The following is a 24,529-nucleotide window of genomic DNA, read 5'->3' on the forward strand; positions in this document are numbered from 1 at the left end:
GCAGGTCACTCCTCATCTAAGTGGTGGTAAGTTCGATAAACTTCTTGTTTCTTCAGGCCGCGGAGGTTCGCGACTTCTTTGATAGCTGCGTTGGGCTTGTCACCGGCCGCAATCAAACGGTCGACCTGCGTCTCAATGGGTTCACTGAGGTCAACCGCAGCGGTCGCCGTGGTCGTTGGGTGATCATTTCCCCCAACCAACACAACGAACTCGCCCCGCACCGTATCCGTGGCGGCCCATTCGGCCAAGTCGCTCAGGCTTCCACGCAAGAATTCTTCGTAGCGTTTCGTGAGTTCACGGCACAGAACAGCGGGCCGATCTTCCCCCATCCCCGCAGCCAAGTTGGCCAGCGTCTTCTTCAGACGGTGCGGCGCCTCGTAGAAGATCAGCGTTTCAGGACGTTGGGCCAGCTCGTCGATCTCGGCACGCTGATCCTTGGGTTTGCGATCCAGGAAGCCGTAGAAATAAAACGGTTGTGGCGCTAAACCCGAGGCAATCAATGCCGTTAGACCCGCGTTGGCACCGGGTAACGGTACCACCGGAATGTGAGCGTCGATGCAGGCGTTGACCAGTTCATGGCCGGGATCCGAAATGGATGGCATCCCCGCGTCACTGACTTGGGCGATCTGCATCCCCTGCTGAAGCTTCGCGATCAATTGGGGAATGCGTTCCTGCGTGTTGTGTTCGTGAAAACTAATTTGTTTGGTTTCAATTTCAAAGTGATTTAAGAGTTTCTGGGTGTTACGCGTATCTTCGGCGGCAATCAAATCGGCCGCCTTTAACGTCTTGACGGCACGAAAGGTCATGTCGTCGAGATTGCCAATGGGTGTCGGCACCAGGTATAAGTGACCGCTGTCTGCGGCTTGAAAACTACGTTGACGTTCCATGTGTGGTGCGGACCTCCTATTGATCACGATAAATAACTTCTAGACAGAAGGCACATTCCTCGTCCTGCTTACGCCGCGTGCCATAAAATTCACGGCAGACGTGAAAGCCTTCTTCATACAATTTTTCCAAGATCTGCCGTGACTTGGACAAGCCCTGCGGCGTCTCAGGTGCTTCGGGTAAGTCACGTTGGAGCTCCCGCAGAAGGTCCCGTAAATGTTGGTTTTCGATTTCCAATTCGGCATTTTGCTCGAACACCTGGGTCATCTCGGCCTGTAAGTCAGTGAATTGGGCGAGCACTTCTTGTATTTGGCCCTCGAGCTGCTTAAATTGATCGTATACTTCTTGTTTTTCCAAGTTGCCACCCCTCCAATGCTGACTGTTTAGCGCGGAATCTGCGCTAGGATCTGTAACGTTAAGGCTTCTAAGATGCCCTGAAAATTCATATTTCCAGCAAGCTGACTCCGGGTTTCCAGCGTCAGCGTCATGATGGCAACGAGCCGATCGATACTGAGCCGCTGGGCCATTTGTCGGCTGACTTGTGCGACCTGTGGAAAGGCCAACTGGTCATCGGCCACGCTAGCATTCTGCTGGCGTAAGACATCGTGCCAGACCTGCACCACCATATCCAGAATAGTTCCCTGGAGATCACGATTACTTCCTAAAGGCAACAGTTCGGTCTGTACCCGCACAAAGGCTCGCTCATCGCCAGCACAAGCCGCGCTGAACCACTGACCCACACTCGCCTGGGCCGTCTTCAGCCAGTCCTCAGCCGTTAACGCTTTGGCGGCCTGAACGCTTTCGGTCAGCGTCGCCAACAGATAACGTTGACTAGGGACGATGTCCGCGGCCGCCAACGCATCGGCTAACGCACCGGGCGCCACTCGCAGGAAGTCCACGACTTGTGTCCGTGACAGAATCGTGGGCAAGATCAGATTCTTATTGGCCGTCAACAACAGAGCAACGGTATTGCCCACGGGCTCCTCAATGAATTTCAAAAGACTGTTGGCTGCCCCCGTTGTCATACGATCGACCTGGTCGACAATAAAGATCTTCTGGTTACCTTCAACGGCACTCTTGGTAAATTCGGACTTGAGGTAGCGGACCTGATCCACCTTGATGCGTTGCCCATCCGGGACCACCGACACGACGTCGGGATGATCCCCGGCCTGAATACGCTGGCATTCCGGACAATGACCACAGGGCAGACCGTTCTCGTCTACATTGGGACAGAAGAGCCGCATGGCAATGACCGTGGCCAACTGTTGCCGACCGGTCCCGTCAGCCCCGTTAAATAGGTAAGCGTGGGCTAACCGGTTCTCGGTGATTAAATTCATGAAATGACTCAACAGCTGTGGCTGCAACCGTTGTGCTGTTGCCACGAGAGATTCTTCGGTCATGAATGCCCCCTAAAATTGATGGAACTGATCGACAGGGAGTACAAAGACCGTAGCGCCCCCGACCTGAACTTCCACCGGATACGACGACGTATTGTCTAATTGCGCATCCAGGTTAACGGGTGGCGTCATGAACTGCTGCCGCGTGTGACTGGCCGCCTTGATCATTTCCAAGACCTCATCGACCCGGTCCTCTTCTACACCAATCATAAACGTGGTATTCCCAGACTTCAAGAAGCCCCCAGTGGTCGACAATCGCGTTGCGCGAATGTTCTTATCGATGAACTCATTGCTGAGGCGATTTGCGTCCTTATCCTGGACGATAGCGATTAATAATTTCATTGCTGTTCCTCCCTCAAATGCCGGTTTAGAAATAACGGGTTGCGGTTTGTTTGATCAATGCCAAGGCTTCTGCAACCACCTGATCAGGTGCCTGGGTCGCATCGATTAATTTGATCCGTTCTGGATGAGCCTGTTGCAACCGCAGATAAGCGGCCCGCACACGATTGTGGAAGGCTGCCTGCTCAACGTCTAGTCGATCAACTTGATCGGCCTGACGGTGCGCTTGAATCCGGCGCAGTCCCACCTCGGCAGGAACGTCAAAATACACCGTCAAGTCGGGCAGTAACCCATCCGTGGCGAAGGTATTCATTTGTGCAACGGCGTCCTCACCAATTTGGCGGCCCGCTCCCTGATAGGCAACGGAACTATCCACGTAGCGGTCACATAGAACCAACTGGTCAGCAGCAAGTGCCGGTAGAATCGTCTGTGCGATGTGTTGCCGCCGTGCTGCAGCGTACAACAACGCCTCCGTGCGGTAGTCCATATCGGTATTCGCCCGATCCAAAATAATCGCCCGAATGCTTTCTGAAATGGGATTGCCCCCCGGTTCGCGTGTAATCGTCAACCGGTCCCCCAAAGTGGGCTGAATCTTAGCGGTAATGGCCGCGAGAGCGCTGGTCTTACCGGCGCCGTCGGGTCCTTCGAAGCTTATAAATGTTCCTGACAACATACTCGACCCCATTTTTGATTGAATACATACATTGTACTTGAATTAAGAAATGATGTCTATTTGCATCGTTTGAATTTCACGCTTTCGCTAACAATCGATAGGCGTCCGCGTGGCGCTTGTTAACGCCTTCCATAACCAGCAAAAATAAAGGTCCATTTGCAACCAGACACTATCTAAACGTCGTACTCGGTTTCCTTGATCCCGGCGTTCATCAAATCGTACGGATTCTTCATCTTTTCGGAATCCCAACTAGCTACGCCGACGACTAATCTGACCTCTAAAGTCGCCAAGCTATCCGTTGTGGCCAATGCCTTATCGAAATTTTCCTTGATACGCTGACCCGCAATGTTAGCCCCCTTGGAATCCGTAAATAGTAGCACACCCCAAGTTGGGTTCGCCCGATCCAACAGGTAGGTAATATCGTTGGTCCGCATCGCATCCTTGATGGTCTCTGACACTAATTGAAGAAGGGCACTCAGTTGCGCATCACTAATCATACTCCGCATTTCTTGAAAGTAACGAATTCGAATAATCATTGTCGTCACTGGCAGGTTGAACCGACGATTTGTTTCCGTAAACACCGCCGTATCTTCAATAAAGGAAACCGTCGTTCGCAGATTCGTCAACTCATCGAACGCGCCTCGTTCCACCAAGTCACTCCGCAGTTTCACATTATCCGCCTGCAATTTCCGCAGGTGAACTGTCATGCCATAAAACGTCACTGACAGTAGAAGTGGTAAAAACAGCCAAAACGTCAAGCCCCACGCCACCGTATCGGCATGCGTTTGACTCACGTAGATGACAATCAAGACTTGGGCAAACATAAATGCCAGATTTAACAGTAACCCCGTAATGATTCCCCAGAAGTAGGTAAAGAGAATCAAGCAAATGGTCACAGCCAGAAAGCTCACGTTGATCATCAAATAGTGAATCTGAGTCGCGGCCATCCCCAGTGCAAGCCCACTCACCGTCATAAGAAAGGCAATCAGATAAATATCCGTCAGCCAAGTCTCTTTGTTCGAATTCTTCGCCCGATTATTCATGATGAGTCGTCTCCTTTCGCCGGCGCCGCAAGCTTCCGTGCTTCCACAGCAAGAGTAATAACGCTACCGTTACAACGACAATCACCATCAATGCAATCCCTAGATAGAGCAACTCCTGAGAATGACGACTTACTTCTTGTTTAGTATTCAGTGAAGTGTCAATTAACTTATTCTTTTTAAACCGGAAGTCATCATGATTATTATCCGGATCAACAATGATGGCATCGCCTTTATACTGTGCGATATTCCGCTGATAATTGATCTGGGTTGATGCCAGGTAAGTTCCGTTTGCACGTGCGCCAGTGACGACCAATAGCCCCTTCTTCCGGTTGTATGGGGAGCGTAATAACTGAGCACTACCGATAGTTTGACCATACTGCTGTTCAATACTCAGCTTCTCGTTCGACAGGAATCGCGCTTCGGTATCGTTGTACTTGAAGTAAAGGTGACGATTCAGGTGGTGAATCAATTGGTTTTGCTTAGGCGTGCCAAAAGCAATCACATTGGCGTCAGCCATTACATGCTTACTCGGTTGCTGATCGTAAAACTTAATCGTTCCCCGATTATTTTCAGCATAGTTTCCGATCAGGTTAAAGATGTTCGTCAGCGTCTGATAATCCGTACTGGTCATCGTTTGAGGCCGAACCACTGCAATGTCGTTATAGGTCGCATTCTTCAGAAATAGATTTGGATAGTTGCTAAAGAGCAGGTCGTTCCCCGGCGCTGATTTAACCCGAGCTACCGATGTCGGTTCAATGCTGGCCCACGGCGTATGCGTGTTGTCCTGGGTACCGGCCGTATTACTCATCGGCAAGTCCAGTGCCACCCGCACGGTAAAGCTGTTCCCTAGGGCCATCCCCTTAGGTAACGCCACCGTCAACGTATCGTTATCGGCTCGGGCCGCGCTCAGCCGCTTACTCCCGATGGGCGTATCGTTGATGTACACCGTGGCTAAAGAATTCTTGAAATCCAGATTCCGTGCATAACGCAGATGAATACTAATGGTCAACCCATCCGCATTGTTACGATCAACGGGCAAGCTCACGAAATAGCTCCGTTCCTGATGATTAGCCCCGGTGATCCGATCAGCCTCGGTCGTCAGTTGGTACTTGCCGTCGTAGTTTAACGTCGACGTAAACGTCTGGGTACCGGCCGTAATCGTCTCGGTCGGGTGCTTGGACTCCTTCATTAGTTCAGAATTAGCCACGAAACGCGCCGCCTTCTCGAGCAGTGTTCCCGTAGTTGCCGTCACTACCAAGTAATGTTTACCTTTGGCATCATAGCGCTTGATCTGGCCGGTATTGCGCAAATCCGCACGTTTAAATAGTTTTTGAAAACGGGCCGGCAGGTGCTGATACTCAGCCATGACCAATTGATAATCCGCAGCCCTACCATCAGCATTGCTCATTTGTACGACGGGAATCTGCTGATTTTCAGTCGTAATCACCCGTGACTCACCAGTCAGGGCATACATACTGGCTGCTAATTCAGCATTATTCGCTTGATTGGGAACGACAATGTAGGCATCGCGATTAACGATGGTGTCCGGCCCCGAGAAGTGATCGTAGAAAGCATCGATATTCTTAGTCGGCGCCTTTAACGCGTACTGAAAGTTCACGGCTGAACGATTGTCTACCGTCAACCAATTGGCCGGCGTCTGCGTCAACCGATAATCTCGCTTACCCGCCCGATTGAGAATCTGGCCACTAATTTTAAGTTCATTCTCGCCGGACAGGAGTCGCAATGGAATTTTAATCGTCTTCGTCTGTAACCCGGTTTGTTTATTCGGCCGAAATGAAGCAAACTTCACCCCACCTAACGATACCGTGATATCCGATAACTGCCGACTAGACAATTGGGAGACCTGATAGTTGAGGTTCAGTGTTGCCTTCTTCACATCCCAGTAGTCCATTTTGATAAAGTAGGTACTCATCTCCACGGATTGTCCGGACAGACTGGTCGTATTGTTTTGAAACGGCTGCGTGTAGGTCTTCAACGCAACCTTGGTCTTGGCACTAGCTGGGGTGGCTCCCAAGAACACACTCAGAAAGGCCACTCCTAAAAGAACCACCGTAACCATTAGTTTACTGATAGCGTTTAGTTTTATACCACTTTGCTTGTTGATGAAAGACTTGTTCACGAATATACCCCACCATTCCATAGGCCGCGACTGCCAGCCACATTTGACTATACACGACGTACATAAAAATAATAATCAACAGGTTGCCTAACGTCATTTCTCCCTTTTCGGTCGTAATCGTCACGTAAGTACTGATGACAAATAACACGATAGCAAAGATCCACAGCGTGTTATTGAACCCTAGGAGGTTAGAATGCGCAATACCGGCCACCGAAAGCACAAACACGGTATCTGAAAGAATTAACGACGTCATGAGCAGAAAGTAAACGGATAAGAAATATAACAGATCAAAGCGAATCTTTCGGCCGGTCTTACGAAAGATCAACGGCAGATTTTTCAAGATGACATAGATATTCCCCTTGACCCAGCGCGTGCGCTGATGAAACCACACGTCCAACGTCTGAGGTTCCTGTTCCCAGGTGACCGCCTTGGGTTGGAAATAAATTCGATAGCCCAGTCGGTACACCCGAAAGCTGATTTCAGTGTCCTCGGCCAGAGCTTTGGTATCCCATCCCCCGATTTTATCCAACAGATCTCGCCGAATCACGTAGTTGGTCCCGGGAATCGTACAGAGTTTAAACAATCGCAGGCGCCCGGCCTGAGCCATCCACTGAAAGGACAGAGTTTCGACATTGATGAACCGCGTCAGCAACGACGCATTCTTGTTCCGCGTACGGAATTTTCCAATAACCGCGCCGTACGTCTTATCCTGCATCAGTTCACCCACCAAATAGCGTAGTGCGGGACGCTCCGGCGTATTGTCCGCATCGTAGACCGAAATAATGCTTCCCTTAGCCTGCTTCAACGCAATGTTCAAAGCATTGGACTTTCCCTTCCCACCATTGGTTTTATCTGTATTGATCACCTCAAGATTACGTTTAGGATACGTATCCTGAATTTGCTTCAACAGTGTTGCAGAATTATCACTGGAATTATCATTGATCACAATAATCTCGTATCGGTCATGGGGATAGTCAAAGTTCAGCAGTGACAGCACCGTCTTCACGATAACGATACCTTCGTTATGTGCCGGCACCATGACTGATACGAACGGTACTTGCTCGGGCAACTCCGGCGCCGGTGTCCGAACATCCTTGAGGTACTGGGTATAACCGGCCATTGTCAGAATCAGATTGACCACTAAAATTCCCCAGATCACCAGAATCGAGACGAATACAAAATAATCTAAGATACTCAAACAACCACCATCCTCTCAGAAATCAACATGCCGTTACCTTTAAGCCACCAACATCCTCACAAAATTACCCGTCACTTATTACTAATGTATTTTCCCCGAAATTTGTCGCATTTATTTCCGATTTACCCCACATTTTCGTTTTAGCCGCACATTGATGGAGACTCGCAACCATTTATTTGACAGCCTACCGACCGTACATTATTTCCGACGGAACATGCGGCGGTAGATTCGTCGACCTAGAATCAGGAACGTCACCAGTACGATTGTTGTGAAGGTAAAGAACACCAATAGAATATTGCCCTGAACCTTGAAGTAGCGATCTAACGCCACGTGCCGTTTCTGGGAAAAATGATACTTGGGAATTCCCGTTGCTTCAGGCCCCACGGTCACCGGACTCCCGTTGAGATAATACGTGCCTTGCTTGTACGCAAAGGTCGCCGAAGCACTCGTTATTTTCGTCTGTAAGCTGTCCTGTGGTTGATACCAATTAACATTCAGTTGCGTTACCCGATGCGTCATGGCTACTAACTGCTTGCGACTAGTCGGAAAAGCAACCGTCACTGCCGTCGGTACTGGGAACTTTAACTGATTGACCGCGACGCGTTGCCCATCTTTGACTGTCAACAGTGAATTCAGGCTAAGTCCCGTCCAGGTCTGTGCGTAACGTCCTCCAAGATTATCCTGGTACGCAAACGTTGTTGTCGCTGGATTGGGGAGTAACAAGACGTTGGTCGACCGGGCCAACCCATACTTTCGAAAGACCTTATCTTGATTCCAATAGACTGGTGCGCTGATGCCGACCGGCATGACCTGTCGCTGCCCCAATTGGTTAAGCTCTTCGACCATGGTTTGTTCTAGCAGACTGCCACTCTGTTTATTGGCAGCCCCCACAACCGGCACTTGAAGAAAGATGATTCCCTGATTATTTTCCACAATTCGTAAGGCCTTCGCAAAACGGGAGAATGCCGCCAGTGATGTATTGTCGGCCACTGAGGTCGTACTAATTGCAAACGGGATGCCCGCTGCATTGAGTCGTTGTGCCAACGTCGTCAACCGCTTCAAATCACTGTAGGGCGTGACACCCGTTATTGTCAGGAGTGGTTGTAACTGTCGCTGCTTGCCAAACAGTTGTGCAATCGTCTGCGCAGCTAAAACCTGACTGAAACCACTCGCCTCAAAGTACGGTAGATACCCCCGTTGACCGACGACCGTGCCATACGGATAACGCCCGATGCCCTGATTCTGCGGACGCAACGTGCCATACCGGTGTGCCTTCCCCTGCGTCTTCAACAACGTGATATCCTCACTGAAGGGTAGCAGTTGCTGCTGCCCCTCGGCGCTCAGTATCAGCTGCTGGTGATACACGTTACGACGAACGGCATGAAGCTCGCGGGCCTCCACCGCACTTAGTCCTTGGCCAATGTGCAGCTTTTTTCCAGTAAAGGCCGCGCGATCACGCGTAAATTCAGCGTTCTTCAAGTCCCCTTGCGGCCAATTGATCAGCGTAACCACGCCAGCGTAAGCTTTCGTTGTCAACTGTCCAGCATGGTAGTCGCTCAATCGTTCCGTTTGAGTCGCAACGCCTGCACTGGCCAAGATCTGCTGGAGTCCTGCTAACTTTTTTTGCCCGTCAACCGTGGGATTAATTGCATCGTAGACAATGAGAACGCGTTTACTGGCAGCAATGGCGGGACTTGTTTGCCCCCACCCTATGCCTAGACAGGCGACAAGCACGAGTAAGCCTAAAATTAATCGCTTTTTCACGTGTCATCCTCCTCAATGTTTCCGTTGGAGTGCCATAATCGATGGTTCAACAGGTCCGCGATAAAGGTAATGAAGATTAGATCCAAACTGACTGGCACCATGAAGAGATGTTTGGCCAGGTCAGCATCCCCGTCCCCGATAATCGAGATGATCGGAACAAAGATAAAGACGGTTAATAGCCCCGTTACCAGGAAAAAGCGCACGATATTGACCACTCGGTGGTGGACCAGATCGTTGTAGGCCCCGATCAGAAAGACAATCAGTAACGCAATTGTCAGTAGAATATCGAACGAGAACTTCTGCGGGAAGAACGCCCCAGCAACGCTACTGAACCCCGTAAAGTAGGTCACTTGGGCCCCAGCTGGCTTCCCGCTTGCCTGCTGATAATCCCAACCGCTTTAACCTGCGTAATCATCATGTCACCGGCAGCCACATCAAGTAACGTGTGAAACTGGGGATAGTGATGGGCGTAGTACAAGACAATCCAGCCAAACCCCGTCTTGTCGTTCAACCCTTTTTTGACGGACTTGTCGCTCGGATTGATAGCGGCAAAACTCTTCGGGTAGTAATCCTGATTGCGCATCAACGCGTACTGCTCGTCCACACCCCGCTGCGCAATCTTTTTGCTCGGATCATCCGTATGCAATAGAACCCCGTGGGTAAACGCCTGGTACTGGTTAATGTCATTAAACTGCTTCGTAATGAGGGTGTAGGTGAGGACCCCCGTTACCAAAATACCGACGATACCTCCCAGAATCCACAGCCACTGCGCTCGCTTCTTAAAGATAAAGAACAACCCGATGCTGGTCACCACGTAGCTCAACGCCAGCGGCGCATTCTGCTGTTTATTCGCAATCAGTAGCATAATGCTGACAAAGTAGACGATCGTCAAAATGCGGGGATGCCAGTGCGGACGACGGGCCACCAGCATCAGTGACGCGAAGGCGTAGAGCATCAAAATCAGCATCCCGGGCTCTGCAAAGAAAGAGTTGAAATACAGCGTAAATGACGAGTCTGCGAAGACAAAGACAATCAGCAAGGCAATCAGATAACTTCGTAATTTGCGGTACGGTGCCGTCATCGCCATGGTCAAAAGGTACATGCTTCCTAGATAAGGCACATAATAGACCAAACCCATGAAGCGTAAATCAAAGACCGTTTTGCTGTAAAACAGCTTATTCAGCAGAATCGCCAGCTTGACAAAGAGCGGTTGCGAAGAAAACACAGCGGCCGTCGTGTCATTGTAATACTGCATGATTCCCAGCTTCGGCGTGACGTAGTCGAGCATGCTGTAACCCTTCAGATGATAAAGACCATTCACAAACTGTGCCCGATAAAAATCACCGTTATCAGCGAGGCCGTGAAATGGCGGTACGAAGAGTAAGTAACCGGCAATCACAGCCGCCAACACCGTTGCCAATAATGCCGGTGAACAGTGCCGCGCAAACCATCGCCAGCCAGCTAGCCATTTTAATTTGATACCATCGATGGTCACGCTGCCCCTTCTCTCCTAACTCGTGCAAACTTGGCCTAGACTCTAATCATCTACGATTGGCCTGCACTAGTAATTAATTGCTCAGTAACTAGCGGCATTGAGCGCCGTTAAATTACTGTAAGAATAGCTTTGATGCGTCTTGGCATCCCCAATACCGCCTTGAATCACCGATGGCTGTGTAACTTGTCCAGCCCACACCAACCTCATAGCCATCCGGTAGTTGGCCTGATCATTGGCCGTTGCAAAGATCATGGCCGCCAATGCATAGTTAGCCGTAGACTGTCCGCTGTTGGTGACGCTCCCCGCTGTTGAATAGCCATTATAGAGCTTCTTCGCTTTAACCTGTTGGGCTAGCCAAGTGCGACTAGTTGCTTTCAACTGGCCGATTTCGGCCAAGTGTAGCAGAACTTCCAGGGCTTCCGACGTGTTCAGATTCTTAGGCGAATACGTCAGCGTTCCCCAGCTAAAGCTGGCTGCATATAGGGGGAAGACATTCCCCAAATAACCACCCTGAACCACTTTAAGCTGCTCGTCGTAAGCCTTACGTCCAGCCTTAGTTTCATTCTCATAATAGTGTAACGTCTTAAAGTCAAAGTAAGCGAGACTCGTCGTCTTAGCCGTCTGTTTCGTCTGGGGGTCATAGTAATCGTAGAGTTTTCCATCCTTGAGTGCCCCCGCCTTCAACGCCGCAAAATGACTTGCTGCGGCCTGGCGATAACGATTTGTCTTGGTCTGTGCATCATACAAATTCAACGCCCGAATGATTCGCAAATCATCAAGTGTGGCGTTAACCGCAAACCGTTTCTTACTGCGCGGATCATAACGATAACTGAATTGCCCAGTGTCACCAAACGTCTTGACCGTTGCCTGGTAAAATTGACGAAAGGCCTGATACTGATGATGTTCGGCTAAATACTGCAACCACATTCCGGCGGATTCGCTTAATAATTCATGTCCGGTGGCTGCCCCGGATTGACGGGTCTCGGTATCAACATAGTTGGTATAAATACCCTGTTTTGTCCGCATCTTCTGGGTGATAAAACTAGCCAATTGCTGTTGACGCTTTTGGTCGGCTACCGTGTGGAGCGTCGTCTTCCGTACAAAGCCAGCTGGTGTCGCTTTAGGTGGTGTCATCGTTGCTGCTTTGGACCGGCATCCTCCCAGTAATAGCAGGCATTCAGCCGCAAGTGCGATGAGTAGCCACTGCCTTTTTTTCATCTCGTAATCCCTTCTCTAAATTCGGAATTTCAATCGACGATTCACCTTCATCTTACCATGTTTTTTCTAGAAAAAGCACGTCGTTATATAACACAAAAGTTATAGAAATACTTATTGTATGATAATTAAAACGCCGTCCAAAATTCGGAAACCATCTCCTGTCACTAAGTCCGTAAAGATTGGGTTACACTATCTAGCCGTCTGCGTCATGAACCATTACTGCCGGTAGCCCGCTCATCCAATTGGTCACAATTCATTTATACAGTCTATGTATATTACGCAACTTGCATGATTTCGACAAAAAACTCCAGATTAACCGCTGATGGTCAATCTGGAGTTCACTTTTTATTTCAATGCCTTGTCTGAAAAATTACTTAGTCGCGGAAAACTGCCGCCGAGATGTGCTTGCCCTTGACCCGCCGTAACCGGGCTTCTCGGTACAAGAACAGGTAGGTTTGCCGTGCCAGGGCGGTATTAGCCGTCATTTCGTTGTCGGCATCGGCAATGGCTTCTTCCGTTTGCTTTGCGTGGTCCCAACGGTCCTTAGCATCATCGATGGTGGCCAGAAGCTGCTCATCGTAGGCCGCCTTCAACCGGGGAAATTGGCGTTTCTTTCGTCCAAACATCAGTCGCCCTCCTACATCTCTGTCCGACCTTCAACGGCCTTGAACAGCGTCATTTCGTCAGCGTATTCGATATCACTCCCCACGGACAAGCCGTGAGCCAAGCGAGTCACTTTAATCCCCGCCGGTTTGATCAATCGCGAGAGGTACATTGCCGTGGCTTCACCCTCAGGCGTGGCATTCGTGGCAATGATGACTTCTTTCATATCAGGATTCTTCTGCAGGCGGTTAATCAGACTGGTAATGTTCAAGTCCTCGGGCCCCTTGCCTTCGATCGGCGACATCACGCCATGGAGGACGTGATACAAGCCGTGATATTCCTTCATCTTTTCCATCACCATGATGTCCTTAGCCTGTTCGACCACCAAGACGTGACTTTGATCACGCGTCTTGTCGGCACAGATGGTGCAGGGATCGCTCTCCGTGATATTCCCACAGATCGAGCAATAGTGCAGGTCCCGCTTGGCCGAGACCAACGCCTTGGAAAACGCCGTGACATCGTCGTCCGCCATATCAATGGTGAAGAATGCCAGCCGAGTCGCTGACTTTTGGCCGATGCCCGGCAGCTTCATATAGCTGTCGATCAACTGCGCAATGGGTTCTGGGTACTGCATGTCACAACGTCCTTTCTGCCTTACATACCAGGAATATTCATCCCTTGGGTGTACTTGCCTAACGTTTGCTTCGTGGTCTCATCGACCTTGGTCAACGCGTCGTTAACGGCAGCTAACACTAGGTCGGCCAACATGTCGGGGTCGTCGGGATCGATGGCTTCTGGCTTGATTGCTAAGTCAGTCATCTTCCGGTCGCCGGTAAACGTCGCTTGGACCATGTCGTCTGGTGAGGTCCCGGTAAAGGATTGCGCGTTCAAATTCGCTTGGTCCTCTTCCATCTTCTTTTGCATTTGCCGCATCTGTTTCATCATGTTTCCCATATTTCCCATGTTCCGCATTGGTATCATCCTTTCAAGGTTTAATCTTGTTTAACATCCACAATATCTTTACCGAAGAGTTCTTCGGCCTTAGTCACGACCGGATTGGCCGCGGGCTTTGCCGGCTGAGCATCTTCCTCGCCATTGGCCTGCAACTCGTCACGGTGGGCGGTCAGATAATTCTTGCGAATCACCGGCCACTCATCCTTGGGAACGAAGACCACCGGTAATGCCGACCCAATCATCCGGTCGAGGCCGTTCTCTAAGGCATCCGTCAGCTCGTGATCGGTCGTCGCCCGTTGATACAGGAACGAATAATCAAAGGCCACAATGACCCCAGAATTGGCCGCCGCCACGGGTTGCGACACCTTCATGACAGCTCGCTGCGTCACGGTCAGGCTATTGAGCAAGTCAGGCCAGACCTCTTGGAGCTGATTGAGCTTCTCACGGGTCGCTGAACCCAGCACCGGATAAATCTTTGCCAGGTTAACTTCCTTGGTCGCCGGTGACTTGGCTACCCGGGGTTTCGCCTTGGTCGGCGCCGCAGCTGAAGCCGCTGGCGCCTGTTCGAGGTGCTTCACGGCCGACCGTAATTGATCGATCTCGTGCTGAAGTTCCGTCACATCGGCGTTCCCCGCCGCTTGTGCGGGCACCGGTGCCTCTGCATTCGGCGTTGCCGCCGGTGTCGTCGTAGCCGCTGGCGTTGCCCCCTTCTGTCTGCCAATCTCAGCCAACTTAATGGTCAAAATTTCTAGATAAACATCGGGGTGCGTCGTGAAGCGCATCTGTTGTTGAATGGCATTGAGTTCGTTGATCATGGCGTACATGGTCTGCGCCGGGGTCTGTTTGGCCAGTGCCTGAAAGTCCTCGCTGACACTCCCCATCTCGGCCTCTTCAACCATCTGTGGTGCCTGCTGATACAGCAACAGGTCCCGGGCATAACTGATGATATCCTCGGTAAACCGCTCGGCATCCTTACCAGCCTCTAAGACGGACTGTAAGCTTGCCAAGGCTGACTTGGTATCACCGGCCAGAACTTGTGAAATGTAGGTCGCTAACAGCTCGTGGGTGACGCTCCCAGTGACCAGCAAGGCATTGTCCAACGTAATCTCGTTGTCGCCGAAGGACAGGGCTTGATCCAGAATACTCAGAGCATCCCGCATTCCGCCCTCGGCAGCTTTGGCAATCACCTTCACGGCCTGATCATCATAGGTGACGTCCTTTTGCTTGAGGATGTAAATCATCCGCTCGTAACTGTCGTTAGCTGCGATCCGTTTGAAATCAAAGCGCTGGGTCCGCGAAATAATCGTAGCCGGAATCTTGTGAGGTTCCGTCGTGGCTAGGATAAAGATCACGTTAGCCGGCGGTTCCTCCAACGTCTTCAGTAAAGCGTTGAAGGCCCCAGTCGACAGCATGTGGACTTCATCAATGATGTAGACCTTGTAGTCGGCCACGGTCGGCGCGTACTTGACCTTGTCCCGAATATCACGAATCTCTTCAACCCCATTGTTGGAGGCCGCATCGATTTCGATAACATCGTTGAGCGTGCCAGCCGTGATGGCCTTACACGTCTCACATTCGTTGCAGGGTTCGCCGTCGACCTGATGGTGACAGTTGATTGCCTTGGCAAAAATCTTCGCGGCCGAGGTCTTTCCAGTGCCCCGCGGCCCGGCAAAGAGGTACGCGTGACTGATTTGATTCGTCGTAATGGCATTCTTCAGCGTACGCGTAATGACTTCTTGCCCAATCATGTCATCGAAACGCTGCGGGCGCCAGACCCGGTAGAGTGCTTGATAAGCCATGCAATCGGTTCCTTTCTTCAATAATTCTCAGATAAATTCGCTGTTCATAATTATAGCCTTTTTCCCTACCGTCTGTCACGGATTGTTGGGTCGGTTTTAGCGGAAATTAATTTTGGTTTTTGAAACCAATCGTGCCTATTCCCTTAACTATCCGGTTTGACCAGATGAAATTTAAAGACAGAAAAGGAGCTGCGACAAACGTCACAGCTCCTGCTTAATTGCTCATAAACTTGAAGCACAAAGCGAAGCAAACTTAGTGCTGCTTCCTTCCGGACCTGACACAATTCGTAAGTCCGCCCTTGCTTCAAGGCCTTAACGGCAATAACTAGTGTATCATGATTCGCTAAGCCTGTCTAGCAGCTTGGCAAAATTGTCAGGGATACTCGTCTAAAACAGCACCGCTCACGTGCCTCATGACAACTGGTTAGTTCTGCGAATCCTGTGCCGCTGCTTTGGCCTTTCGGGCCTTTTTAGCCGCCTTTTGGCGCTTTCTTGCCGCTTTGAAGAACGCCACCATCCGCTCACCAGCATCCTTGGCCATCAGGCCCTCGTGAACCGTGACGGTGTGGTTAAGTCGCTCGTCAGTCAGTGTCTGATAAAGACTGTCCACGGCCCCCGCCTTGGGGTCCCGCGCGCCATAATAGACTTCTGGAATTCGAGCGTTGATGATCGCCCCACTACACATCAGGCAGGGCTCGATGCTCACGTAAAGCTGACAATCCTCGAGACGCCAGCTTTTAAGCGTGGCACAGGCTTCTTCGATGGCACGAATCTCGGCATGGAGCGTGGCATCGTTGGCGTGTTCTCTGAGGTTGTGCCCCCGGCCAACGATCTTGCCCTCATGGACGATAACCGCCCCAATCGGCACTTCGCCGATCAAGCCAGCTTGGTCCGCTTCAAACAGAGCTTCTTCCATATAATGTCGTTGCAGAGGTGAATAGGAAGTGTCACGCATCGAACCCCTCCTTTCCAGTCAGTTAGGTTAATTCAGCGTACTTTCCAAAATATAATAACCTTTGTCTTTTTTGATGATTTCACAGTTACCAAACGTGGCTTTCATATTCTTCTCGGCCGATGGTGCCCCCTGCTTCTTCTGAAGCACAACGGTCAACGTCCCCCCTGGTAAGAGGTGTTCCTTGGCGCCCGTCAGCATGGCCGTGACGACCTGCTTACCGGCTCGAACGGGGGGGTTCGTTAGGATGGCAGCGTAACGCTCCGTGACGTGCTCGTAAATATCTGACGTCTTGATTTCAACGTTTTCAATCTGATTAGCCACGGCGTTTTGCCGCGCCAAGTCCAACGCCAACTCGTTGACATCGACCATTGTGACTTGCCGTTCAGGCCACTTCTTAGCCAGTGCCAGGCCGATGGGGCCGTACCCCGTGCCCAAGTCTAGCCAAGGGCCAGCCGGCGTCTTATCGGCATTAAAGGCCGCTAATAAAGCCCGTGATCCGTAGTCGACTCGGTTCTTGGAGAAGACTCCGTTGTCGGTGGTAAACAACAATTCGTTGCCTAAGAGGGTAAACGGCCAATGGTGTTCCTCATGTAAAACGTCTGGATTTTGTGTATAATAGTGATTAGTCAAATTCTCCGCCACCTTTTAGGTCTATTTTACCTTAGTTTTTTAGCGGAAAACAAGAAAAATAAATTTAATCCGTCTAGCACTATATTTGGTAGTTATTGTATTGACCAACTACCAAATATGGTGCTTTTTTTAATTGCTATTTTCAATATCTGGTGTACACTTAACACATTGATATTGAAATTTAAGGGATGTGGCAACAATGAAAGTAACAGTCTACTCAAAGAATAATTGCATGCAATGCAAGATGACAAAGCGTTTTCTCAGCGAACACAACGTGGAGTTTGAAGAACGGAATATTAATCAAAATCCAGAATATGTGTCTTACCTTAGAGACCACGGCTTCCAAGCCGTACCAGTTGTTGAAGCACAAGGGCTTCCTGCTTTCTATGGCTTCCGGCCAGACCAATTGACCAAGATTGCGGGCTAATTGAAGTAAGCACAAACCCGTCTTGGCGACGTCGTGTTTGTTCACGGTGTCGCCATTTTTATATGATTTTTGATGGTTAACTAACTAATTGTCTACCAAATACGACTTGGGCATTCTGCCCTATATGTAGTCTCTGTTCAATTCATCAGTGTTTATCAAATGCTGATGATATGAGATTAGGCAATTGCTGCTGGACTACACAAGCGTCAGCCGCAGGGACGGTCAAAATGGGCTCAGCCGTGGAAGTTCTCTTAGCGGGTTCGCCGCTTAGAATCCCGAGATTTTCCGTATAAAACTAGCCCAAGAGATACCTGGCAGCTAACTGCCGGGCTAACTGCTAGCTTAGCCGGAGGTGGTCAGAGATGTAGCCGGCCGTGTCGATGGCTTTAGCTGACGTCCTTTGTCAGGTTAAGACCATGGGACGTGCTTGGAGACGTCTGAACTGTGACGGCTTCAAGTCGAGGTGCAAGACCGCTTTCCAGGCTTGAACCGGTCCCCACAGCAGGCGAAATCTCTGACCACCGCAGGCGATAGCCGTTAGACCTAGAAGCAATGATTATTAAGAGAAGGAAGAGATGACGAGTATGAGTTTAAAGAATTTAGGCGACGTCACGTACTACGATTTAAACAACGAGATCAACATCCCCGTCGATGGACAGATTCCGCTGAATAAGGATCAGGAAGCCTTGCAGGCCTTCTTGACGGAAAACGTGATCCCTAACACGAAAAAGTTTGCTACGCTCCGTGACCGGTTCGATTACCTCATCGCCGGGAACTACGTTGAACAACAGGTCATCGATCAGTATCCCTTTGACTTCATCGAAGACCTCTACAGCTATCTGAAGGCCCAAAACTTCCACTTCAAGTCCTTCATGGCCGCCTACAAGTTCTACGCCCAATACGCACTGAAAACGGACGACAACGACTACTACTTGGAAAACTTCATCGACCGCGTGGCCATGAACGCCCTCGACTTTGCCGGTGGCGACCAACAATTAGCCCACGACCTTGCCGATGAAATCATTCACCAACGTTATCAACCCGCAACGCCAAGCTTCTTAAATGCTGGTCGGGCGCGGCGTGGTGAATTGGTTTCCTGCTTCTTAATTCAGTCCACCGATGACATGAACACCATCGGCCGGACCATCAACTCCGCGCTTCAATTGTCCCGTATCGGTGGTGGGGTCGGCATTAGCCTTTCCAACCTGCGGGGGGCCGGCGATCCCATCAAACACATCGATGGCGCCGCTTCTGGCGTGGTTCCAGTAATGAAACTATTAGAAGACAGTTTCTCCTACTCTAATCAACTGGGCCAACGTCAAGGGGCCGGTGTGGTCTACCTGAGTGTATTCCATCCCGACATCATCGCCTTTTTGGGTGCAAAAAAGGAAAACGCCGATGAAAAGATTCGGCTCAAGACGCTGTCACTTGGGGTCACGGTACCCGATAAATTCTACGAGCTCTGTGAACGAGACGCCGACATGTATCTGTTTAGCCCTTACGACGTGGAACGTATCTACGGCAAACCATTCTCCTACGTGGACATCACGACGGAATACGACAACATGGTCGCTAACCCTGACATTCGTAAGAAGAAGCTGAAGGCGCGTGACTTGGAAACGGAAATTGGCAAGCTCCAACAGGAATCCGGTTATCCTTACATCGTCAACATCGATACCGCCAACCGCGAGAGTCCCATCGATGGCCGCATCGTGATGAGTAACCTGTGTTCCGAAATCATGCAGGTTCAAACGCCATCCACGGTCAACAACAAACAAGAATACATTCAAAAGGGAACCGACATTTCCTGCAACCTGGGGTCAACCAACATCGTTAACCTGATGACCTCCCCCGACTTCGGTCACTCCGTGGAAACCATGGTGCGTGCCCTGACATTTGTCACCGATCATTCCGACATCGACGTCGTACCCTCTATTCAAAAGGGCAATCGACTCGCTCACACGATTGGTCTGGGAGCCATGGGACTTCACAGTTACTTTGCCAAGAACCACATGATGTATGGGTCCAAGGACAGCATCGGGTTCACCAGTGTTTACTTCATGCTGCTGAACTACTGGACGCTCAAAGCTTCCAACGAGATCGCTAAGGAGCGCCACGAAACTTTCCACAACTTTGAGAAGAGTACCTACGCCGACGGGAGCTACTTCGACCGTTACACAGAACAAGACTGGCGGCCAAAGGCGGAAAAGGTCCAAGCCTTATTTAAGGACGTCTGGTTACCTTCTCCTGAAGACTGGGCAGCGCTCAAGGCTGCGGTCATGCAAGACGGACTGTATCACCAGAACCGGATGGCCGTTGCGCCTAACGGATCGATTTCCTACATCAACGACACCACGGCCAGCCTCCACCCCATCATTAATCGGATTGAGGAACGCCAGGAAAAGAAGATTGGGAAGATCTACTATCCAGCACCTTATCTGGACAACGACACCATGCCATACTACAAGTCCGCTTACGATACGGACATGCGGCGGGTTATCGACGTTTACGCGGCAGCTCAGAAACACGTGGACCAAGGGATGAGTCTGACGTTATTCATGCGTTCAACGATCCCAGCAGGCCTGTACGAATGGAAGAACGGCCGGACCGATAAGATGACAACGCGAGACCTCAGCATCTTACGTAACTATGCTTACCGCAAGGGCATCAAGTCCATCTACTACGTACGGACGTTTACCGACGACAATAACGAAGTCGGTGCCAATCAATGTGAAAGCTGTGTTATTTAGCAAAAATTAAGTAAAAGCGGTGAATCCGCGTGTTGCTCAGTCCAGTGACTCCTCCGGGATTCTGTACTGGGCAACATTAGCGGAAGTCGCCGCTTTTTGATTCACATTTTCACCACCTAAATGTGGTAAGCTTAGGCCAACAGAATGTTGGACCCCGGCAATACGAAAAAGGAGTGGCTGCAATGGCAAGAACTGAAGATTATAACGCAATCAACTGGAACGCGGTTTCTGACGAAATCGACAAGGCAACTTGGGAAAAATTAACGGAACAATTCTGGCTGGACACCCGGATTCCCGTCTCCAACGACTTGGATGACTGGCGGACGCTGGACACCGACCATCAATGGGTCGTGGGTCACGTCTTTGGTGGGCTGACCTTACTGGATACGCTGCAATCTCAAGATGGGATGGCGGCCCTGCGTAAGGACGTTCGGACCCCTCATGAAACGGCGGTCTTAAACAACATTCAATTCATGGAATCCGTTCATGCCAAGAGTTACTCCACAATCTTCTCCACGCTGAATACGCCCGATGAGATCGATGAAATTTTCCGGTGGAGCGACTCCGAAGAATTTCTGCAGAACAAGACTAAGCGGATCTTCGACCTTTACCACGATGACGAGCACCCCCTGAAGAAAAAAATCTCCAGTGTCTTCTTGGAAACGTTCCTGTTCTACTCCGGGTTCTTTACCCCACTGTATTACCTGGGTCACAACAAGCTGGCTAACGTTGCCGAAATCATCAAGTTGATTCTGCGGGACGAATCCGTCCACGGCACCTACATCGGTTACAAGTTCCAACTCGGTATGAAGGAATTGACCGACAACGAACAACAACAAATGAAGGACTGGATGTACGACTTCCTTTACAAGTTATACGATAACGAAGAAAAGTACACCCACACTCTCTACGATCAAGTCGGCTGGACAGAACAAGTCTTGACCTTCATCCGTTACAACGCCAACAAGGCACTGATGAACCTGGGCCAAGATCCCCTCTTCCCCGACACTGCCGAGGACGTGAACCCCGTTGTCATGAACGGTATTTCCACATCGACTGCCAACCATGACTTCTTCTCCCAAGTGGGGAACGGTTACCTGTTGGGTAACGTCGAAGCCATGAACGACAGCGACTACAACATCGGCGAACCCAAAGCGCCCGATGACCCTAGCAAATAAATTCGACAGATGAAGACGCCGCAAGCGCCGAACCACCGTATGATGGTCCGCACGCTTGCGGCGTCTTTTGTTTTTCGGTTATATATGGGTGAGGATTGTCGCCTGCGGCTGCTAGAATTCCGCCTGCTGTGGGGACCGGTCCAAGCCACAGAACGGTCTTGAACCTCGACTTGAAGCCGTCACAGTTCAGACGTCTCCAAGCTCGTCCCATGACCTAACCTGACAAAAAACGTCAGATAAGGTCATCGTCACGGCTGGCTACATCCTAGCCTCCTCCGGCTAAACCAGCCTTCAACCATCTTTATTGACCAAACTGTGCCTAAATTCTCATGCTATTACACTCTTCACACAGCTTAGCATCCCACAAAAGCTCCCACTTTACATCAACTCTTCAATCTTCTCAACCGTTGGCGTGGCTCGCGTCAGTGCCGGGATATGGGCCGTGATCCAGTCGATGTCTCGGTCCCACCACGCTAATCTTTCCAAAGCCACAATCACGGCCGGGTCAAAACGCGGCCGAATCAGCGCGGCCGGGTTACCGCCAACAATCGTGTACGGAGCGACATCCTTGGTCACGACGCTGTTGGCTCCTACGATGGCTCCGTCACCAATCGTGATACCGGGTAACACCGTCACGTTTTGCCCTAGCCAAACGTCGTTACCAACCACGGTATCGCCCTTCAATGGAAGATCCGCGAGACGCGGCGTGAAGGCCTGCCAGTCGCCACCTAAAATGTTAAAGGGATAGGTTGACGCCCCGGCCATGGCATGATTAGCACCGTTCATCACAAATTCAATACCACTCGCAATCGAGCAGAATTTGCCGATCACCAATTTATCACCTAGAAACTCATAGTGGTGGGTCACGTGCCGTTCAAAGTCTAGCGGCGACACCGAATCATCATAGTAAGTATAGTCGCCCACTTCAATGTTGGGCCGTTGAATCACGTTCTTTAGAAACACGACTTCCTTAATTTCCGGGTTGGGGTAAACTGCATTCACATCAGGAACTGTCATGGAAAAGCCTCCTCGTCTTCAATTACCCCCAGTGTACCGGGCACCCCAGCGGAAAGCAATGCCAAAATAAAATGGCCGCACCGTCGTTGGTTGGCCATTACTCACCCTATTTTCCCTGCACAAATCCTTCCCGCCGAAATGCCGGGTGCGGATACTCGTAGAATCCCGCTCCAGTTTCCTGACCCAGCCGATGATTGTCGATCAATTCGATCTTGATTCGGTGGGCTACTGTGACCAAGCCCTCGCGTCCCGGTTCGGCACTGGCACCTAACATCAGCTGATAGGCCGTCTGTAGGCCAATCTCGTCAAGTACCGCAAACGGCCCCCGCACGGCACCGGTCGCCATCATCCAGGTCCGATCAATGGTCTCGAAGTCAGCCACCCCCTCGACCCATAGCATCAACGCCGTGCTCAGGAAAGAATCCAGCATAGCATTTAAAATATAAGCCGGATGTTCCTTCTGTAGCTGAATCGGCACCATCCCAATCCGGCGCACAAAGGCCACGACTTCCTGGTAAATGACGGGATCCGTTCCCGGATGTCCCATCACCTCGGCCAGGTGATTGACCCAGACGTGGTTCGTGAAGTGGAGTGCCAAGAATTTCCCGGGTCGGCCGGTAATCGCCGCAAATTGACTGGGAACCATCGTCGACGTGCTGGTAGCGAAGATAGTTTCCTGCGGAGCTACCTTAGCCAATCGCGCGTAGAACTCATTTTTCACGCTCACCACTTCCGGAACGGTCTCAATCACCAGGTCGGCATCTTCCACCGCCGTCTCCAGATCCGTGGCGTAACGCAGATGATCATTGGTCGTTTTGATGACGGCCGGCGTCGCCTTGCGTTCTCGCATGTAGGTTCGGTCCCACGTAGCCACGCGTCGTTTCGCCGCAGCACTAGCCGCTGGATTCACGTCATAGACGGTCACGTACAGGCCACTATATGCAATTTGAAACGCAATCTGACTCCCCATTGTCCCGCCACCAGCGATCACAACTTTTTCGATTGCCATTACCCCTCACCCTTTCTAGTCATTCCCCAACAAATCTTCACAAAACTCCACAAAATCTGGCCTAGGCCACCCGCCATTTTGCGGTATAATGGATTGTAAGTTACGCGCCGCTATCGGTTAAAACTGATTGCGTTATCCGGCGCGCCACTGTCTAAATTCAGGGGGTCAATTTCTATGCCAAAAATCAAAAACGTCTGCGTCTTCTGCGGATCCAACCACGGTTATGATCCAGACTTTCTCAAACAAACGAACGCGCTCGGCCAATACCTCGCCGCTAACCACCATCCCGTTGTGTACGGCGGGGGGAAGGAAGGCCTGATGGGCGCGATTGCCAAGTCCACCATGGACGCCGGTGGTGAAGTCATCGGGATCATCCCAACCTTCTTAAGCGAAATGGGCTTGGCCGAAACCAACGTCACTACGTTGTTAGAGACCAGCACCATGGACGAACGGAAAGACGAAATGCTTCGCCAGTCCGATGCTTTCATCGTCCTTCCTGGTGGTTTTGGTACGTTTGAAGAATTCACGACCATGCTGTCGTGGAGCCAGATCAACGTTCACCAAAAGCCAATTGCCCTCTTCAACATCAATCACTACTTCGACGAACTCGTGGCCATGATGCAGAAGTGCTGTGACCAAGGCTTCGCACCACAAGAAAACATGGATCTCTTTATTGACGCACCTTCGATTGACAAAATCTTCGAAGGCTTCGCGACCTTCCATCACCAGCTGCCTTACAAATACACGAACTAGTCTTTAGCTAGTGTTTTGGTCGGGATTTGTCGCCTGCGGCTGCCAGGGATTCTGCCGCTGTGGGGACCGCTTGCAGCCAAAGAACGGGATTCCAGCTCGGTTTGAAACCTCGCGAAGGTCATGCGAGTTTCCAAACACGTCCCGCGCTGTAAGGCCGGGAAAAACACCCGGTCTAACACCGCTATCACGGCTGGCGCCATCCCTGGCCTCCTCCGGCTACGCTATCTCTAACCCAAAACACTAACTAATAACGTTTCCGTTCTCAGTTTTATTGATAACAACTATACCTAACTTCAAGATGA

24 protein-coding genes and 1 other RNA gene are annotated in these 24,529 nt (G+C 50.7%); 4 read left to right on the forward strand and 21 right to left on the reverse strand.

Annotated elements, in window-relative coordinates:
* Positions 1–5: 5 nt before the first annotated feature.
* The 19 genes from rsmI to ACEPSU_RS09600 all read right to left on the reverse strand — a co-directional run bounded on the left by rsmI (position 6) and on the right by ACEPSU_RS09600 (position 17,093).
* A complete protein-coding gene (gene rsmI, locus ACEPSU_RS09510) occupies positions 6–887 on the reverse strand; it encodes a 16S rRNA (cytidine(1402)-2'-O)-methyltransferase (protein WP_395321288.1) in 882 nt (293 codons plus the stop codon).
* Positions 888–903: 16 nt separating this feature from the next.
* A complete protein-coding gene (locus ACEPSU_RS09515; protein ID WP_020088169.1) occupies positions 904–1,242 on the reverse strand; it encodes a DNA replication initiation control protein YabA in 339 nt (112 codons plus the stop codon).
* Positions 1,243–1,268: 26 nt separating this feature from the next.
* Positions 1,269–2,285: a DNA polymerase III subunit delta' gene (gene holB / locus ACEPSU_RS09520; protein WP_020088168.1), complete on the reverse strand. Its 1,017-nt coding sequence runs from the start codon at positions 2,283–2,285 to the stop codon at positions 1,269–1,271.
* Positions 2,286–2,294: 9 nt separating this feature from the next.
* Positions 2,295–2,624: a cyclic-di-AMP receptor gene (locus ACEPSU_RS09525; protein ID WP_020088167.1), complete on the reverse strand. Its 330-nt coding sequence runs from the start codon at positions 2,622–2,624 to the stop codon at positions 2,295–2,297.
* Positions 2,625–2,649: 25 nt separating this feature from the next.
* The gene (gene tmk / locus ACEPSU_RS09530) at positions 2,650–3,294 is read right to left on the reverse strand and encodes a dTMP kinase (protein ID WP_020088166.1); all 645 of its coding nucleotides are present in this window, start codon (positions 3,292–3,294) and stop codon (positions 2,650–2,652) included.
* A gap of 173 nt (positions 3,295–3,467) precedes the next feature.
* The gene (locus tag ACEPSU_RS09535) at positions 3,468–4,337 is read right to left on the reverse strand and encodes a diguanylate cyclase domain-containing protein (RefSeq protein WP_395321290.1); all 870 of its coding nucleotides are present in this window, start codon (positions 4,335–4,337) and stop codon (positions 3,468–3,470) included.
* Positions 4,330–6,498, reverse strand: a complete 2,169-nt coding sequence (locus ACEPSU_RS09540) for a cellulose biosynthesis cyclic di-GMP-binding regulatory protein BcsB (protein WP_395361518.1) — start codon at positions 6,496–6,498, stop codon at positions 4,330–4,332. Before ACEPSU_RS09540 ends, ACEPSU_RS09535 begins: the two co-directional genes overlap by 8 nt.
* Positions 6,422–7,675, reverse strand: a complete 1,254-nt coding sequence (locus tag ACEPSU_RS09545) for a glycosyltransferase (RefSeq protein WP_020088163.1) — start codon at positions 7,673–7,675, stop codon at positions 6,422–6,424. Before ACEPSU_RS09545 ends, ACEPSU_RS09540 begins: the two co-directional genes overlap by 77 nt.
* Positions 7,676–7,873: 198 nt before the next feature.
* Positions 7,874–9,439: a hypothetical protein gene (locus ACEPSU_RS09550; protein WP_395350879.1), complete on the reverse strand. Its 1,566-nt coding sequence runs from the start codon at positions 9,437–9,439 to the stop codon at positions 7,874–7,876.
* Complete coding sequence (locus tag ACEPSU_RS09555; RefSeq protein ID WP_395321294.1) at positions 9,436–9,789, reverse strand: hypothetical protein; 354 nt, start codon at positions 9,787–9,789, stop codon at positions 9,436–9,438. The genes ACEPSU_RS09550 and ACEPSU_RS09555 overlap by 4 nt, the downstream gene beginning before the upstream one ends.
* Complete coding sequence (locus tag ACEPSU_RS09560) at positions 9,786–10,934, reverse strand: hypothetical protein (protein WP_395321296.1); 1,149 nt, start codon at positions 10,932–10,934, stop codon at positions 9,786–9,788. Before ACEPSU_RS09560 ends, ACEPSU_RS09555 begins: the two co-directional genes overlap by 4 nt.
* 81 nt (positions 10,935–11,015) lie before the next feature.
* Positions 11,016–12,152, reverse strand: a complete 1,137-nt coding sequence (locus ACEPSU_RS09565; protein ID WP_395321298.1) for a glycosyl hydrolase family 8 — start codon at positions 12,150–12,152, stop codon at positions 11,016–11,018.
* Positions 12,153–12,526: 374 nt separating this feature from the next.
* Positions 12,527–12,778 (reverse strand): YaaL family protein, encoded by a 252-nt coding sequence (locus ACEPSU_RS09570; RefSeq protein ID WP_020088159.1) that lies wholly within the window; start codon positions 12,776–12,778, stop codon positions 12,527–12,529.
* An 11-nt stretch (positions 12,779–12,789) separates the two neighbouring features.
* Positions 12,790–13,389 (reverse strand): recombination mediator RecR, encoded by a 600-nt coding sequence (gene recR / locus ACEPSU_RS09575; protein ID WP_020088158.1) that lies wholly within the window; start codon positions 13,387–13,389, stop codon positions 12,790–12,792.
* Between the two features lie 20 nt (positions 13,390–13,409).
* Positions 13,410–13,727, reverse strand: coding sequence for a YbaB/EbfC family nucleoid-associated protein (locus ACEPSU_RS09580; protein ID WP_020088157.1), 318 nt, complete (start codon positions 13,725–13,727; stop codon positions 13,410–13,412).
* Positions 13,728–13,747: 20 nt separating this feature from the next.
* Positions 13,748–15,508 (reverse strand): DNA polymerase III subunit gamma/tau, encoded by a 1,761-nt coding sequence (dnaX, locus tag ACEPSU_RS09585; protein WP_395321301.1) that lies wholly within the window; start codon positions 15,506–15,508, stop codon positions 13,748–13,750.
* Between the two features lie 224 nt (positions 15,509–15,732).
* An RNA gene (gene ffs / locus ACEPSU_RS09590) (signal recognition particle sRNA small type) lies at positions 15,733–15,819 on the reverse strand.
* Between the two features lie 113 nt (positions 15,820–15,932).
* Entirely contained in the window at positions 15,933–16,463 is a 531-nt protein-coding gene (locus tag ACEPSU_RS09595; protein ID WP_395321303.1) for a nucleoside deaminase, read from the reverse strand.
* 27 nt (positions 16,464–16,490) lie between these two features.
* Entirely contained in the window at positions 16,491–17,093 is a 603-nt protein-coding gene (locus ACEPSU_RS09600) for a class I SAM-dependent methyltransferase (RefSeq protein WP_020088154.1), read from the reverse strand.
* Positions 17,094–17,292: 199 nt separating this feature from the next.
* Here ACEPSU_RS09600 and nrdH point away from each other — a divergent pair, with 199 nt between their 5' ends.
* From nrdH to nrdF, 3 genes are all read left to right on the forward strand, one after another.
* A complete protein-coding gene (nrdH, locus tag ACEPSU_RS09605) occupies positions 17,293–17,520 on the forward strand; it encodes a glutaredoxin-like protein NrdH (RefSeq protein WP_020088153.1) in 228 nt (75 codons plus the stop codon).
* Positions 17,521–18,104: 584 nt separating this feature from the next.
* Entirely contained in the window at positions 18,105–20,270 is a 2,166-nt protein-coding gene (gene nrdE, locus ACEPSU_RS09610; protein WP_395321305.1) for a class 1b ribonucleoside-diphosphate reductase subunit alpha, read from the forward strand.
* A 182-nt stretch (positions 20,271–20,452) separates the two neighbouring features.
* Positions 20,453–21,448: a class 1b ribonucleoside-diphosphate reductase subunit beta gene (gene nrdF / locus ACEPSU_RS09615; protein WP_260338822.1), complete on the forward strand. Its 996-nt coding sequence runs from the start codon at positions 20,453–20,455 to the stop codon at positions 21,446–21,448.
* 378 nt (positions 21,449–21,826) lie between these two features.
* Here the strand turns inward: nrdF and ACEPSU_RS09620 are convergent, their stop codons facing one another.
* Both ACEPSU_RS09620 and ACEPSU_RS09625 read right to left on the reverse strand, forming a co-directional pair.
* Positions 21,827–22,465, reverse strand: a complete 639-nt coding sequence (locus ACEPSU_RS09620) for a Vat family streptogramin A O-acetyltransferase (RefSeq protein WP_395321306.1) — start codon at positions 22,463–22,465, stop codon at positions 21,827–21,829.
* Between the two features lie 106 nt (positions 22,466–22,571).
* On the reverse strand, positions 22,572–23,474 hold the full coding sequence (locus ACEPSU_RS09625) for a 3-hydroxyacyl-CoA dehydrogenase (RefSeq protein ID WP_020088149.1): 903 nt from the start codon (positions 23,472–23,474) through the stop codon (positions 22,572–22,574).
* A 174-nt stretch (positions 23,475–23,648) separates the two neighbouring features.
* Between ACEPSU_RS09625 and ACEPSU_RS09630 the strand changes: the two genes are divergently transcribed.
* The gene (locus ACEPSU_RS09630) at positions 23,649–24,227 is read left to right on the forward strand and encodes a TIGR00730 family Rossman fold protein (RefSeq protein ID WP_020088148.1); all 579 of its coding nucleotides are present in this window, start codon (positions 23,649–23,651) and stop codon (positions 24,225–24,227) included.
* Positions 24,228–24,529 lie beyond the last annotated feature (302 nt).

It is taken from the genome of Levilactobacillus parabrevis, from assembly GCF_044051715.1.
GTDB classification, from domain to species: Bacteria; Bacillota; Bacilli; order Lactobacillales; family Lactobacillaceae; genus Levilactobacillus; species Levilactobacillus parabrevis.